Origin of the sequence: Delftia sp. JD2 (assembly GCF_001682645.1) — a bacterium.
In the GTDB taxonomy this organism is placed as follows: Bacteria; Pseudomonadota; Gammaproteobacteria; order Burkholderiales; family Burkholderiaceae_C; genus Comamonas; species Comamonas acidovorans.
Map to the genome: position 1 here is coordinate 1 of NZ_LFJT01000041.1, position 14,911 is coordinate 14,911.

The 14,911-nt window shown below is 66.6% G+C and carries 12 protein-coding genes; 1 reads left to right on the plus strand and 11 read right to left on the minus strand.

Features of this window, described 5'->3' with window-relative positions; all coding sequences use genetic code 11:
* Positions 1 to 1,276, plus strand: a 1,276-nt coding sequence (locus ACM14_RS20275; protein ID WP_065347131.1) for a hypothetical protein, incomplete at its 5' end; no start/stop codon positions are given.
* A gap of 18 nt (positions 1,277 to 1,294) precedes the next feature.
* Here the strand turns inward: ACM14_RS20275 and ACM14_RS20280 are convergent.
* The 11 genes from ACM14_RS20280 to pdxK all read right to left on the minus strand — a co-directional run bounded on the left by ACM14_RS20280 (position 1,295) and on the right by pdxK (position 14,877).
* Positions 1,295 to 1,573 (minus strand): GlsB/YeaQ/YmgE family stress response membrane protein, encoded by a 279-nt coding sequence (locus ACM14_RS20280; protein WP_013801923.1) that lies wholly within the window; start codon positions 1,571 to 1,573, stop codon positions 1,295 to 1,297.
* A gap of 71 nt (positions 1,574 to 1,644) precedes the next feature.
* Positions 1,645 to 2,172, minus strand: a complete 528-nt coding sequence (locus ACM14_RS20285) for a hypothetical protein (RefSeq protein WP_043825256.1) — start codon at positions 2,170 to 2,172, stop codon at positions 1,645 to 1,647.
* A gap of 66 nt (positions 2,173 to 2,238) precedes the next feature.
* The gene (locus ACM14_RS20290; protein WP_065347132.1) at positions 2,239 to 3,861 is read right to left on the minus strand and encodes a sigma-54 dependent transcriptional regulator; all 1,623 of its coding nucleotides are present in this window, start codon (positions 3,859 to 3,861) and stop codon (positions 2,239 to 2,241) included.
* A gap of 132 nt (positions 3,862 to 3,993) precedes the next feature.
* The gene (locus ACM14_RS20295; RefSeq protein WP_065347153.1) at positions 3,994 to 5,052 is read right to left on the minus strand and encodes a DNA topoisomerase IB; all 1,059 of its coding nucleotides are present in this window, start codon (positions 5,050 to 5,052) and stop codon (positions 3,994 to 3,996) included.
* Between the two features lie 411 nt (positions 5,053 to 5,463).
* Positions 5,464 to 7,551 (minus strand): catalase, encoded by a 2,088-nt coding sequence (locus tag ACM14_RS20300; RefSeq protein ID WP_065347133.1) that lies wholly within the window; start codon positions 7,549 to 7,551, stop codon positions 5,464 to 5,466.
* Positions 7,552 to 7,703: 152 nt separating this feature from the next.
* Complete coding sequence (locus tag ACM14_RS20305; protein ID WP_065347134.1) at positions 7,704 to 7,919, minus strand: 1,4-beta-xylanase; 216 nt, start codon at positions 7,917 to 7,919, stop codon at positions 7,704 to 7,706.
* Between the two features lie 216 nt (positions 7,920 to 8,135).
* Positions 8,136 to 9,113 (minus strand): Ku protein, encoded by a 978-nt coding sequence (locus tag ACM14_RS20310; protein ID WP_065347135.1) that lies wholly within the window; start codon positions 9,111 to 9,113, stop codon positions 8,136 to 8,138.
* 34 nt (positions 9,114 to 9,147) lie between these two features.
* Entirely contained in the window at positions 9,148 to 11,763 is a 2,616-nt protein-coding gene (ligD, locus tag ACM14_RS20315) for a DNA ligase D (RefSeq protein WP_065347136.1), read from the minus strand.
* Positions 11,764 to 11,904: 141 nt separating this feature from the next.
* Positions 11,905 to 12,903, minus strand: a complete 999-nt coding sequence (locus ACM14_RS20320) for a hypothetical protein (protein WP_063325598.1) — start codon at positions 12,901 to 12,903, stop codon at positions 11,905 to 11,907.
* Positions 12,904 to 13,192: 289 nt separating this feature from the next.
* Complete coding sequence (locus ACM14_RS20325; RefSeq protein ID WP_065347137.1) at positions 13,193 to 13,969, minus strand: SDR family NAD(P)-dependent oxidoreductase; 777 nt, start codon at positions 13,967 to 13,969, stop codon at positions 13,193 to 13,195.
* Complete coding sequence (gene pdxK / locus ACM14_RS20330; protein ID WP_013801933.1) at positions 13,966 to 14,877, minus strand: pyridoxine/pyridoxal/pyridoxamine kinase; 912 nt, start codon at positions 14,875 to 14,877, stop codon at positions 13,966 to 13,968. Before pdxK ends, ACM14_RS20325 begins: the two co-directional genes overlap by 4 nt.
* Between the last annotated feature and the right edge of the window lie 34 nt (positions 14,878 to 14,911).

Sequence of the window (14,911 nt, forward strand, 5' to 3'; positions counted from 1 at the left end):
GCCCGCCGATTTCAGCGAGCGGCTGGCGGCCAGCCTGGCGCAGGCTGCGCCCGGCGCGAAAAGTGCGGGGCAAGGCGCAGAGCAAAGCGCTGGGGAGGGCGCAGGGCAGGGCGCTTTGCAGGGCTGGCTGGATCTGCCAGATGCGCAGGGCGGGCCGCTGCGGGCCTTCTTCAGCAAGTCCGCCCAGGGATGGACCTGGGTGAGCTGGGTCCCCTGTTCTGCGCTGGACCCCGCATGCTCCCGGCCCCTGAAGGGGGTGATCTGGGTGGCCATCGTTTTGTTTGCGGTGGCGGGCCTGGGACTGGCGCGGCTGGCGCTGCGGGGCAGCTCGGCCCTGGTGTTGCCGGCAATGGGCGGCAAGGCGCAAGACCATGGCCAGGGCCAGGGCGGCGGTGATGCCGGCCTGTCCGAAGGCGCTGCGGTGGACGCTGCCCGCCTCGAAGAGGCCGCTGCCCGTCTCCAGAGCGAACGCCTGCAGGTGGTGGGGCGGCTGGCAGGCCGGTTTTCCCATGAGTTCAACAACCAGCTGGGCATTCTGAGCAACAGCGCCTATCTGATAGAGCGGCGCTCCGAAGACCCGGGCCTGCGCCTGCCCGCCCAGGCCATGCTGCGCTCGGTGGACACGGCCAGCCGCCTCACGCAGCAACTGTTGCGTTTTGGGGCGCACCATTGCACGCATGCGCTGGTGGTGGACCTGTACCGCTGGCTGCCCGGCCTGCAGGGCACGCTGGCCGTGGTGCTGGGCAAGCGCATGGCGCTGGAGGTGGCGGAGCCTGCCGAGGCCAGTCAGCCCGGCCAGCCGGCGCCGCGATTGGGCGTGCATGTGGACCCGGATGAGCTGGAGCTGGCGCTGATCAGCATTTTTCTCGCCATCCGCGAAGCAATGACCGATGGCGCGCAGGTGCACATGGCCGCCCGGCCCCTGTCCGAGGACCTGGCCCAGGCCGCAGCTTCTCGCGGGGATGCGCTGGTGGAGATCCGCATCGAGGCCATGGCCCACGGGGCGGGTGCGGCCAGCACCGGCTCCGGTACCGGCGAGGTGGGCGCGCCACGGCTGGAACGTGTGGAAAGGCAGGACCCGCCGCCTGTCTTCACTCCATTGAACGATGCCGATGCGGACGCCACCTGCGGCCTGAGCCTGGCGCGCCGCCTGTGCCTGGAGCGCGGTGGCGTGGTGCGGGCCGAGGGTGAGCATGGCCGCTGCCTGGCGGTCTCACTGGTGCTGCCGCGCGTGGCCATGGCGGCGCAGGACTGCCTGGCGCAAAGGCTGGACTGACAGGCTGCCTGGCCGCTTTCAGCGCGGCACGCTCCGCTTGCACAGGTTGAAGATGGCCAGCAGCGCAACGGCGCAGGCCAGAGAGACGAAGATGGACATGGAGGTGGCCGGCGCCTCCGTCTGCGCATTCATGGCCGAAGGCCCCAGCATCGGCGCCAGCAGCCAGCCGCCCAGCAGTGCGCCTATGGCGCCTATGACCACGTTGAGCAAAATGCCTTGCTCGGCCTGGGTGTTCGTGACCATGCTGGTAATCCAGCCGATCAGGCCACCCACCATCAGCCAGATGAGGAAGTCCATGGCATCGCCCTTGAAAAAAAGTTACGGTTGGTGGTCAAGGGCAATCGGCGTGCCCGGCTCCTGCAGGCCGTTCAGAGCCTCGGCTTGTCAGGGGCGGTGTCCTGGTCCGAGGCAGGGCGAATCTCTGCACGCTCCGCCTCATGGCCCGAAGGCGTCTGGGCATCCAGGCCCCGGTCGGGTGACTCGCTGACCTGGGGCAGGTCGGCGGCGTGCTCTATCAATTCCTCGATGATGAAGCGGCCATAGAGTTGGGCGCGCTCGGCGCCGGCGGCCTTCAGGGCATCGGCGGCCGTGCGTGCGGCCTCGTCGTTGTCCACGCGCACCACCAGCCAGTGGTAGCCGCGTTCGGCCAGGGCCTGGTGGGCCTTGACCAGGTTGAGCTCCTGGCCCACGGCGGCAACGGGGCTGGCCTGGCGCAGGTCTTCATCGATCTGGGCCAGCATTTCCCGATCGGAATAGCGCTGGATGTCCTGGGCGGGCAGGTCCAGCGCCTGCAGCGCGGCCACGCCGTCGTCGGCCTGCGCAGCTGTGGGAAACGAGACCACCATGTGGCCCACGGGCTTGAAGACACCGTAGGCGCGGGGAGGAGAGGAGTCCATGGGCTTGTCCTTGGTTGCACAAAGGTGCAAGCAAGGTGGCAAGCAGCGTGCCTGCAAGTTTGGGTGTCAGCCGTGCTCGGCGTCCGTCTCGCCCTTTTTGCCGCCCGCATAGTCCCTGAGCCGGTTGTACAGAGTCTTGAGGCTGATGCCGAGCACGGCCGCCGTGCGTTCCTTCTGGTACTTGCACTGCTTGAGCGTGGCCTGGATGAGCAGCCGCTCGGCCTGCGCCATGGTCATGCCGATGGGCAGCTGTATGGTGGCCGGCTCCGTGTCGGGCAGGTCGTAGGTGGCGGCTGCATGGGCGTGGTCGGCGGACGCATGGGCTGTGATGGTGGGGGGAATGGGCGCAGTCAGTGGCGCGCTCACTGGCGCGCTCATTGGCATGGACCCCGCCTGCGGCATATGTGGCATTTGCGGCACTTGCGGCAGGTGCAGGGCGTGGGCGGCCGGATGCACCGGGGCCGGCTGCTGGGCAATGGCCACGGGCGGCCGGGGCAGCCATTCCTGGCTCACCAGCGGGCCGGGCTCCATCACATAGGCGCGCTGCACGGCGTTGCGCAATTCGCGCACATTGCCGGGCCAGCTGTATTGCGCAAGCTGCTTGAGGGCCGATGCCGTGAATTGCTTGGCCTGGCCCTCGCGCTGGGAGATGGCCTCCATGAAATGCTGCGCAAGCAGCGGAACGTCGGTCAGGCGCTCGCGCAGCGGCGGCAGCTCGATGGGGAAGACGTTCAGGCGGTACAGCAGGTCTTCGCGCAGCTTGCCGCTGGCCACGGCCTCGTAGGGGCAGCGGTTGGTGGCGGCGATGACGCGCACATCGGTCTGCAGCGTCTGGGTGGAGCCCACGCGCATGAAGCGGCCGGTCTCCAGCACGCGCAGCAGCTTGACCTGCAGCTCCATCGACATTTCCGTGATTTCGTCCAGAAACAGCGTGCCCGTGGCCGCGCGCTCGAAAAAGCCCTGGTGCTGGCGGTCGGCGCCGGTGAAGCTGCCCTTTTCATGGCCAAAGATCTCGCTTTCGATCAGGTGCGGAGAAATGGCACCGCAGTTGACCGCCAGGAAGGGCCGGCTGCGCCGCTGGCTCAGCTCATGCAGGGTCTGTGCCACGACTTCCTTGCCGGTGCCGCTTTCGCCCGTCAGAAAGACCGTGACCGAGGTGCCTGCCACGCGCTCCATCTGCTGGTACAGCCGCTGCATGGGGGCCGAGCCGCCCCACAGCCGGCCAAAGCGCCCTTCCTGCGCGCAGTAGCCGGCGCCTGGCCTGTCTTGCGGGGTGATCTGGTCGAAGGCCGCGCCCGTGAGGGTGCTGGTGCCCGTCTCCGGCAGGCCGGCCGTGGGGATCAGAAAGCGCGAAAGAATGTCCTCCAGCCGCCCGATGCCCACGGGCTTGACCAGATAGTCCATGGCGCCGCGGCGCAGGGCCTCGATGGAGGAGTCCAGGCTGGCGTGGCCTGTCACCAGCACGATCTGCGAGTCCTGCGGCACCTGCTGGTCGCCAAAAAGGTCCATGCCGTTGCCATCGGGCAGTTGCAGGTCCAGCAGCACCAGACTGGGCGGCTGCATGGCCATCTGCCGGCGCGCGTCGCGCAGGGTGTGGGCCACGGCGACCGAGAAGCGGTCCACGCCCACGAGTTCGCGCATGGTCGCTGCGGAATCCGCATCGTCATCGACGATCAGCACGTGGTTCATTGCATGGCCTCCAGGGGTCCTCGCCGCAACGCGTTTTGACAAAATTTCATGATCTGCCAGTTTAAGGGCGAGCATGCAGGCGTCTTTGTCAGTCCACAGGCACAGTGTTTGCCGGGCGTGCGGGAGGCGGGATCATGGGGGCGGCTGGCGACTGGCGCGCCGCCCGCTGCGGGGCTGCAGCAGCCCCAGGAACAGGCATTCCTTTGCGCTCAGTCCGCGCGGGCGCCTGTCCGGTGCGGTGGGAATGTCCTGTCCAGGTTGCTCGCACAGGGCCAGCACCTGGGGATGGATGTAGAACTTGCGGCAAACCGCACAGGTATTGCCCAGGCGCCGGGCGACCTGCGTGACCAGAGCGTTCAGCGCCGCCGCACTGGTGCCTGCGCCTTCTTGCGGCGCTGCCTTGCCTGCGGTCAGCGCGAGTTCCAGCGCGTACACGCTGGCATGCCAGGTGCGGAAATCCTTGGCGCTGAAATCCGGGCCGTCTGCGGCATCTCCGACATCTGCGGCATCAGCCCCATGGGCCGCAGCCTTGCCGCAAATCCTGCGGATGTAGTCGTTCACATGCTCGGATCGCACATGGTGGACTTCGCCTTCATCGTCGATGAACTGGAACAGCCGCTGGCCCGGCAGCTCCTGGCAGCGCTTGACGATGCGGGCCACGGCCCGGTCGGACACGCGGGCCTGCTGCAGCACGCCGCTCTTGCCCTTGAAGCTCAGCGTCAGCTCACCCGCGTGCACCTGGGCATGGCGGTTTCTGAGCGTGGTGAGGCCGTAGGAGCCATTGCTCTCGGAATACTCGTCATTGCCTATGCGCAGGGCCGTGCAGTCCAGCAGCCAGACGATGGCGGCCACCACGGTGTCCAGCTGCGGCCGGCCAGGCTTGAGATCGCGCGCCACCGCCCGACGGATGGCGGGCAGGTGGCGGCCAAAGGCGCGCATGCGGTCGAACTTGACCTGCTTGCGCTGTTCCTGCCACTGCGGGTGGTAACGGTACTGCTTGCGCCCCCGGGCATCGCGGCCCGTGGCCTGCAGGTGGCCCTGGGCATCGGGGCAGATCCAGACATCCACATAGGCCGGTGGAATGGCGAGTTTGCGGATGCGCGCCAGCGCCTGGGCATCGCGCACCGGCTTGCCGTCCTGCGCCACATAGGAAAAGCCCTTGCCGCGCCGCACGCGGCGCCAGCCGGGCATGCGGTCGTTCACATAGGTCAGGGCAGGGCCGGGGACGTCTGCGTTCGCTGCCCTGCCCCTGGCTGGCGCGGAGCTCAGTGCACCCCCTGCGGCGGCGGTGGCGGCGGGGCAATGGGCGGGTCGGAGTAGGGTGAAGGTGCCGGGGCCGGTGGCGGGTCGCCCACGGGCGGAACCAGCGGCTCTGTGGGCGGCGGGTTGACGGGGGGCGCAATGGGTGGAGTGACAGGGGGTGCAGGTACCGAAGTGATCATGGGAAGTTGCTCCTGTAGGGGTGGCAGGCCGGGCCGGCCTTGGTGTTGCCGTGGCAAGCGCCATGCCTGACCCGAGGGAAATGGCCAGGGTACAAGGTTGGTTGAAGTCCGGCGCGGTGCCATCTGGTGGCAATGATGTGGCGCACGCCGGGGCGGGGGGTCAGGCCAGCGTTCTCAGCTTCGCTTCGCGGGCCCAGAAGCGCTTCTTGGCGCCTTCGATGAAGGGTTCGGGCTTGTCGATGGGGAACACGCCCTCGTCCGGCGTGATGCCGGCCGTCTTCATGATGTGCTGTGTCGCCTTGCAGGCCGCAATGGCCTTGAGGTGGCCGAAGGCGTCGCGGAACCAGTCCTGCGCGGCTGCCTCATGGGCCAGCGCCTGGCCGCGCTCCAGCGTGATGATGGACACCACGGCATCGAACTGCGCGGATGGCGATCCGGCCAGCTGGCCGTCGGCCGGCAGGTGGCTGCCGTCGTCCAGCGTGGCGCCGCCGATCTTGGGCGCAATGATCTTCACGCTGGCCTTTTGCGCCACCAGCGCCTTGTGGAAGGCGGCAATGTGCCGGGCGCTGGAGCCTTCGTCCACCAGGATGGCAACGCAGCGGCCCTGCAAGGTGGGCTTCATGCGATCGATGATGCGCGTGGCCGGGCTGGGCGGCAGCTTTTGCGGGGGCACGGCAGGCTTGGCGGCAGGCGGCAACTGGGGCAGGCCCAGGCCGTCTGCCACGCGCTTTGCCAGGTCGGTGTCAATCACCTGCAGGTGGCCGACCACGGCCAGGCGCACATGCGGCGTCTGTACCTTGGACAGCTCGAACACCAGGGCGCTGGCGATGTGGGCCTGCTCCTGCGCGCTCTGGCTTTGGTAGAACATGCGCGCCTGGCTGTAGTGGTCGGCAAAGCTCTCGGGGCGGATGCGGCCCTTGGCACCCTCCTGCGCGGGCTGCGCAAAGTGCCGCAAGCCGCGGGCTGCCGAGGCGCGCGGGCTGTCGGAGTGCAGGCTGGAGGGCTCGTAGGCCACGCGGCCCTTGGGCACCTCGGTCTGCATGTGGCCGTCGCGCTGGTGATGGGCGAACGGGCATTTGGGCGCGTTGATGGGCAACTGCGTGAAGTTGGGCCCGCCCAGGCGCGACAGCTGGGTGTCCAGGTACGAGAACAGGCGACCCTGCAGCAGCGGGTCGTTGCTGAAATCGATGCCGGGCGGGATATTGGCCGGGCAGAAGGCCACCTGCTCGGTCTCGGCGAAGAAGTTGTCGGGCCAGCGGTCCAGCACGAAGCGGCCGATCTTGCGCAGCGGAATTTCCTCTTCGGGGATGAGCTTGGTGGGGTCCAGGTGGTCGTAGGGCAGGGCGTCTGCCTGCTCCTGCGAGAACAGCTGCACGCACAGCTCCCAGGCCGGGTAGTCGCCCGCCTCGATGGCCTCGAACAGGTCGCGGCGGTGGTAGTCGTTGTCTGCGGCCTGCAGCTTGAGGGCCTCGTCCCAGACCGTGGACTGGATGCCCAGCTCGGGCCGCCAGTGGAACTTCACGAAGGTGCTTTCACCCTGGGCATTGACGAGCCGGAAGCTGTGCACGCCAAAGCCCTCGATCATGCGCAGGCTGCGTGCGATGGTGCGGTCGCTCATGATCCACATGACCATGTGCATGGACTCGGGCATAAGGGAGATGAAGTCCCAGAACGTGTCGTGCGCAGTGGCTGCCTGCGGAAAACCCCGGTCGGGTTCCATCTTCACGGCATGGACCAGGTCGGGGAATTTCATGGCGTCCTGGATGAAGAAGACCGGTATGTTGTTGCCCACCAGATCCCAGTTGCCCTCTTCGGTATAGAACTTGATGGCAAAGCCGCGCACATCGCGCGGGGTGTCCACCGAGCCTGCTCCACCGGCCACGGTGGAGAAGCGCACAAAGATCGGCACTTGCTTGCCGGTTTCGGTCAGGACCTTGGCGGTGGTGTATTGCTCCAGCGAATCTGTCAGCTGGAAATAACCGTGGGCGCCTGTGCCGCGTGCATGGACGATTCGCTCTGGAATGCGCTCATGGTCGAAATGCGTGATTTTCTCGCGCAGGATGAAATCTTCCAGCAGCGTAGGGCCTTTTTCCCAGGCGGTGAGAGAGTTCTGATTATCAGGAACCGGAATGCCTTGCTGCGTGGTCAATCCGGGGTGCTGTCCGTCGGCCTGTTGCTGTAATTCTCCGCCATGGCCTGTGGGGGATTGCTTGGACGATTTCTTTTCACCAGGGGATTTCTTAGCCACGATTTACTCCTTGAAAGAAAGAGGATGGCCTGTTGTATGAGGCAATAATTATTGGAAGAGGCGATTGGCTGAACCAAAGGGCATCGTCAGCAAAGCTTTGGAGATAAAAAAAGGGCCCAGGGGGCCCTTTGCCAGTTCACGCTATCGGCAGCTTAACGCTGCTGATGGCTGCCCTGCTTTTGCTGTTCCCCTGGTTGGTTGCGCTGGGGATTGCTCTGTTGCTGCTGTTGGTTGGGATTGTTCGGGTTGTTGGGATTGCTTTGCTGCTGCTGCCCCGGATTGTTCTGTTGCTGCTGCTGCTGCTTGTTCTTGTCGTTTTGCTGGTTGCTGGCCGTGTTGCCTTGAGGGTTGTTGGTCTGTTGCGTCATTTCCGTACTCCTTAAGTAAACAGCGATGCCGTCATCACTGCAATTTCATTGTGCGACCGTGAAAATGGCCGGCTTGTAGGATATTTGGAAGATTACTTTTGGTAAAGCATTGGAATTTGCTATGGAGTGGTCTTGTTCCATTTTGTCGGTACAAATGGATGTATTTCTTATAATGAAATTGCTTTTGTAAAAAATGCAGCCAGGCCAAATATGGGGTTATTTGGCGGCGGGGCGTTTTGCAGGGGCCCTGGCCGGGGTTTTTGTGGATTTTGTCGATTTTCTGGAAGCTGGGGTCTTTGCATTTTTTACCGTTGACGCGGTATTTTTTTCCTTGGCTGCGGTGGCGGATGGTCCGCCTGCGCCCTTGCCCAGGCTGTTCTTGAGCAGGGCCGTCAGGTCCAGCACGGCCGCGTTGGCCGGCGCGGCGGGTGTGGCCTCCTGTTTTTCCACGTTTTGGACATCGCCCGCGTGCGCCTTGGCCTGCACGAGCTGGTGGATTTCCTCGCTGAAGGAGTTGCGGAACTGGTCGGCGTCCCAGGCCTGGCTCATGTCCTTGATGAGGGCCATGGCCATGGTCATCTCGGCGCTCTTGATGCCGGCGGCCTTGGCGTCCAGCGGCGGAAGGTCCAGTTGCTCGAAGGAGCGGATCTCGCCGCCCCAGCGCAGCAGGTTGAGCACCAGCGCCCGGCCGCAGGGGATCAGGATGGCCAGGTGCTGCTTGGTCTGGATGACCACCTTGGCCACGCCCACCTTGTTGCTCTTGCGCAGGGCCTCGCGCAGCAGGGCGTAGACCTTCTCGCCACGGTGCAGGGGGGCGGTGTAGTAGGGGCGTTCCAGGTAGATGAAAGGGATGTCCTGGGCATCGACAAAGGCCTCGATCTCGATGGTCTGCGTGGTCTTGGGAAAGGCGGCTGCAATCTCTTCAGCGCTCAGCACCACGTAGCGGCCCTCCTCGAATTCCACGCCCTTGACGATATCGGCCGTGGCCACTTCCTTGCCCGTGACCTTGTTGATGCGCTTGTAGCCCACGGGCTGCATGTTGCGCTTGTCCAGCCAGTCGAAGTCGATGTCCGAGCTGGCCGTGGCCGCGTACAGGCCGATGGGAATGTGCACCAGGCCAAAGCTGATGGCGCCCTTCCACATGCTGCGCGCGGAGGTGGAGGGGCTGGATTTGGGGGAGGCGGCTTTCTTCATGGCGGTGCTTTCTTCGATTCCTGCAGGACGGTGCTCAGCGCTGCGACTCGAAGCCCAGCGCCTTCATGGCGCGGCCCAGGCCCACGGCGGCCGTGCCGTAATGCTCCCAGGGGGAGTTGCCCAGGCGCAGGCGCTGGTCTACCGAGCGAATGGTCCAGTGCGCGCCGCCCGTGAGCCTGTCCAGCTCGTTCCAGGCCACGGGCACGGAGATGCCCATGCCCGGCCGCGCCCGGGCAGTCCACGCGCAGGCCGTTGTGGCGCCGAAGCCGTTGCGCAGGTAGTCCACAAAAATCTTTCCCACGCGGTTGCGCGGCCCGCTTTTGGCCACGAAGCGCTGGGGCACGGCATGGGCCAGGTGCTGGACCACGGCCTGCGAGAAGGCCTTGACGGTGTCCCAGTCCAGCAGCCGCTTGATGGGCACGACCACGTGCAGCCCCTTGCCGCCGCTGGTCTTGAGGAAGGCCGGCAGCTCCAGCTCCTGCAGCAGCACATGCAGCAGGCTGGCGGCCTCCTGCACCTGCTGCCAGGGCACGCCTTCGCCCGGGTCCAGGTCGAAGGTCATGCGGTCAGGCCGGTCGATGCGGTCCTTGCGCGCGTTCCAGGTGTGCCATTCGATGGTGTTCATCTGCGCAGCCGCCACCAGGCCTTCGCGCCGGGACACCTCCATCAGCGGGGCATGGCCGGGGTCCAGTTGCGGCGACAGGGCGGCGATGCCCTGCAGCGGCGCCTGGTCGAGGTGCTTCTGGAAGAACAGCTCGCCCTCGATGCCGTCCGGCGCCCGCACCATGGCCACGGGCCGGGACTTGAGGTGGGTGATCATGAAGGGCGCCACCGTGGCGTAGTAGCGCGCCAGATCCATCTTGGTGATGCCGGTGGAGGGATCGATGACCCGCTCGGGATGGGTGATGGTCATCGAGGCGGGCAGTCGCGCCGCCCTGGCATTGCGGGTTTGCGTTCTTGCAGCGCCAGGCGTGGCTGCAGCGCTGGCGGAAGATGCGGTCGATGGCACGTGCTGTGGCTCCTCTTTGACAATGCTGCGTGCAGGCTTGTCCGCACGCAGGCCCTGGAATACGGCATGGCGGACCTGGCCGTCCTCGGTCCACTGCGCGAACGAGACCTCGGCCAGCAGCGTGGGGCGCACCCAGTGCACCCCGCTGCCAAGGCCCCGGCTGTCCGCCAGCGGCGAGGTGCCGGTGGCAAGGCGCTCCAGGCGCTGGCGCAGGTCGGCCAGGGTGCGCCTGTTGAACCCCGTGCCCACCTTGCCCGCCGCGCGCAGCTGGCCGTCCTCGCCATGCACGGCCAGGACCAGGGCGCCCAGGCCCGTGCGCGTGCCCTGGGGATCGGTGTAGCCCGCGATCACGAATTCCTGGCGCAGGCCGCACTTGAGCTTGATCCAGTCCGCGCTGCGCCGCGAGGCATAGGCGCTGCCGCGCCGCTTGCCGATCACGCCCTCCAGGCCCAGCTGGCAGGCGGCGGCCACCAGGTCGGCGGGCGGGGCGTCAAAGGCCTCGCTGAAACGAAGGCGGTCCGAAGGCGCCTTGTGCAGCAGGGCCTGCAACTGCTGGCGGCGCTGCTCCACGGGCTGGAGCCGAAGGTCCTGGCCGTCCTGCCACAGCAGGTCAAACGCGAAGAACACCAGGTGGTCGGTGCGCTCGCCGTCAAAGGCGTTTTGCAGGGCCTGGAAGTCAGGGCGGCTGTCGCTGTCCAGCATCAGCACCTCGCCATCCACCCAGCCCGATTGCAGGGGCAGTGCGGCAAAGGCGCGGGCCAGGGCGGGCATTTTGGTGGTCCAGTCCTTGCCGTTGCGCGTGAAAAGGCGAACGGCGCCGTCCTCGATGCGCGCCAGCAGCCGGTAGCCGTCGAACTTGCTCTCGAAGATCCATTGCCCGGCATCTGCAGGTGCATGGTCCACCAAGGTTGCCAGCTGCGGGGCGATGCTCTGTGGCATGGGCGCGGCGACGGGCGTAGCAACGGGTGTGGTGACGGGCGCTGTGGCGGTGGGCAGGGGGAGGCCGGCCACGCTGTCGGGCATGTCCTCGACCACGTTGAATTCGCTGGCAGCACGTTCCAGGCCGTCGTGCTCCTTGATCAGCAGCCAGGCGGGCTTTTTGGCATCGTCCTTGCCGCGCATGCGCACCAGGGTCCAGCGGCCCTGCAGCTTGTGGCCGCGCAGCGTGAACTTGAGCTTGCCCTTGCGATAGCCTTCGGCCGCATCGCCCTCGGGCAGCCAAGTGCCACGGTCCCAGATGATGACCTTGCCCGCGCCGTACTGTCCCGGTGGAATCTGGCCCTCGAAGCGGTTGTAGGCCATGGGGTGGTCTTCCACCTGGACGGCCATGCGCTTGTCGGCCGGGTCGTAGCTGGGGCCCTTGGGCACGGCCCAACTCTTCATGCTGCCGTCCAGCTCCAGCCGAAAGTCGTAGTGCAGGTGGCTGGCCCAGTGCTTTTGAATGACGAATTGCAGGGCGCCCGCGCCGGGCTGCCCTGCAATCGTCTCACTGGAAGGTTCTGCCGAAGGTTCCGGTGTGCGCGTGAAGTCGCGCTTTTGCCGGTACAGCGCGAGCGAGGCCTGGGGTGTCGCCGCCTTGGCCGCCCCTTTGGTGGGGCGGGCCTGGCGGGATGCCTGGGACTTGCTGCGCGTGGCCGGCATGGCGGCATCCGTCAGTGGATGAGCGCAATCAGGATGATGATGGGAATGGGAACGCCCAGGAGAAAAAGCAGTATGGATCGCATGGCAAGCCTCCGTTGAATGGATTGAATTGGATTGATTGGGTTTCAGTGCCGGGGATTATCAAAAGGCATCGCGTTGACGACCACCCCAGGTGGCGCACAGGCTGCCCACAAAAGCGCCCAGCATCAGCGAAACAAACAGCCAGAGCATGGAATGGGCCGTGGCCTTGCGTGCCTCTTCAGCAGCCTGCTTGGCCTTTTGCTTGGCTTCTTCAGCCTTTTGCTCGGCCTGCTTTATCTGCATTTGCACGGAATCAAAGGTGCTACGCACTTTCTTTTGCGCATCTTCCACGGACATATCGGAATTGCGCGCAATCAGCTGGGCCAGGTATTGCTCGTCGGCGGGAGACAGCTGGCCGGTGCGCAGCGACTGGGCAAAGATCACGCCGGCCTCGCGGGTGGCGCTGGCCAGGTCGGCGGGGGTGGCATTGCTGGTGGAGGTAGCGGCGCCGGAGTTGCGGAACAGGCTGCCGGTCCAGTAGGCCAGGCCCTGGGGCGAGGCATCGGCGCCCGAGGCACCGGCCATGGCTGCGGCGCCGCCTGCAGCCGCACCGCCGGCGGCTCCGATCGCGCCGCCCACCACGCTGGAGGCGCTGGTGGCCACGGTCTGCGCGGCCTTGAAGGCGCCGGAGACGGCACCGCCTGCAGCGGCGCCCATCAGGGCCACCATGGCCAGCGTGGCCAGTGCCCAGGACAGAAAGCCGTGGGCCGTGTCGCGGAAGTAGACCTCGTCCGTGTGCACGCCTTGCCAGCGTGTGCGCAGCCGCCCGGCCAGATAGCCGCCCACGCCGGCCGAGGCCAACTGGGTGAAGGCGATCCAGGCCACGGCCGTCAGGCCCAGGGCGCCGGCATCCAGGCCTTCACCGGACCATACCGACACCGACGACAGGCCCAGGCCCGTGCCCAGAATGAACAGCAGCAGCGACAGCGATGCCGCCGCCATGGCGCCGGCAAATATCGCGGCCCATGAAACGCCGCTGCGTGAGGTATCTACGGTGGCGACCGTGTTGACCACTGGCGCTTCAGCCAGGGGCGCGGATTCGGAATAGGCAATGGACATGGCCGACTTTCTTGGAGTTGAGTGCCCCATTCTTGCCAGTCGCAATAGACGCCGCTGTAGGAGGATTGGAAATGCAGGACTGGCAAACGCAGATGAAAAACGTCATCCTTTGCCAGATGACGATTTTCAAGCGAATGCTCAGGCCGGATATGGAAAATACTGCCTGCAATCGGTAATTCTTGCAGAACATTTTCCAGGGCGGGTATTTGGATTATTCAGGTCAGTGCGGCGATGCTTTTTCCATTGCCGGATATTCATCGCCGCATTGAATCTGCCATCCGGAAAATGCTCAGGGCTGGCGCACGTCGGCCACCACCTGCTCGCCAAAATCGGCACGCTGCAGCCAGCCCAGCACCAGCGCTGCCGCCTGCTCGGGCGTGGACAGCTTGCCGCCCTCCTTGAGCTGGGCGAAGTTGCCTGCATCGGGGAAGGCGGCGGTATCGGCGCTGCGCAGCTGCACCTGCATGTCGGTGTCGATGACGCCGGGCGCCAGCGAGCAGATGCGCGCGCCGTGGGGCTTGAGCGCCTCGTCCAGCGCCACGCTGCGGCTGAAATGGTCCATGCCGGCCTTGGCCGCGCAGTAGGAGGCCTGCGAGGCAATGGCGCGCCGGCCCAGGCCCGAAGAAATGTTGAGCACCTTGCGCGGCACGGCTGTCCAGCCCTCGGTGGCGGCCAGGAAGGCGGCCGTCAGCAGCATGGGCGCCTCCAGCCCCACGCGCATGGCCTGGGCAATGTCGGCGGGCTGCAGCTGCGACAGCGGCGCAATCTGCGGAATCACGCCCGCGTTGTTGATCAGGGTGACGCTGGCGTAGCGCGCGGCGTCCAGGCCGGCCAGCCAGTCGCCCAGCCTGCGGGCCGCGGCCTCGGGCTCGCCCAGGTCCACGCTCCACTGCTGCAGCGGCGCGCCCGCCGTGGCGGCCGCCTGGGCCAGGTCTTCGCTGGTGGAGCGCGACAGCGTGACCAGTTCATGGCCGGCATCCAGCAGCTGCCGGGCCATGGCCTGGCCCATGCCGCGCGAGGCGCCGGTAAGAATCGTCAGGGAAAGAAGAGGCGATGCATTGTTCATGCGGGCGATGGTATCGCTTGTGCCCGTGCTGCCGGCCCGGCCGCTGCCTGGGCGGCGACAGGGTCCGATGGCAGCAGCAGCTCGGCGCTGTGCGCCTGCCGGGTGCGCTCCAGCGCCTGCACGATGCGTTCGCAGGCACGCTCGGCCGCCTCGTGCAGGCTGGCGCCCTGCAGCCAGTGGCCGGTGAGCGCGGCACTGAACAGATCGCCCGTTCCCTTGGGCACCGCATCCACCCGCGCGTGGGTGATCACATGCACGTCATCGCGCGTGACCAGGGCCACGCGCATGCGCTGGGCAGGCTCGCCGTCCAGCTCGGGCGATGCGCTGGTCACGGCCACCCACTGCGTGCGGCCCTTGAGCAGGCTGCGCGCGGCCTGGACCACATCGTCCATGCCGCGCACAGGGCGCGCGGTCAGCCGCTCCAGCTCGAAATGGTTGGGTGTCAGCCCGTCGGCCAGCGGCAGCAGGTGGCGCTGGTAGGCCTCGACCATGGCGGGGTCCACATAGATGCCGCTGTCGTGGTCGCCGATCACCGGGTCCACCACCACACGCAGGCCGGGCCGCTGCGCCAGCAGGCCGGCAACCCAGTCCGCCAGCAGCGTGGCCTGGGCCGGCCCGCCCAGGTAGCCGGCCAGCACGGCCTGCAACTGCCGCAGCCCGCCGCGCGCGCCCAGGTCCTGCAGATAGCCCGCAAACCACTCGGCGGCAATTGCTCCGCCGTGGATGCTGGGATAGTGCGGCGTGTTGCTGAACACCACCGTGGGCACGGCCGCCGCCGCCAGCCCCAGCGCCTGCAGCGTGGGCATGGCCACGTTGTTGCCAACGCGGCCGTAGACGACCTGGGACTGCACCGACACCACGTCGATGGCCAGGGGTTGCAGCATGTCTTGGGGAGCGCAGGCGTTCATGGGCGTGGGGGAGCAATGAGAGGCAGGGACGTGT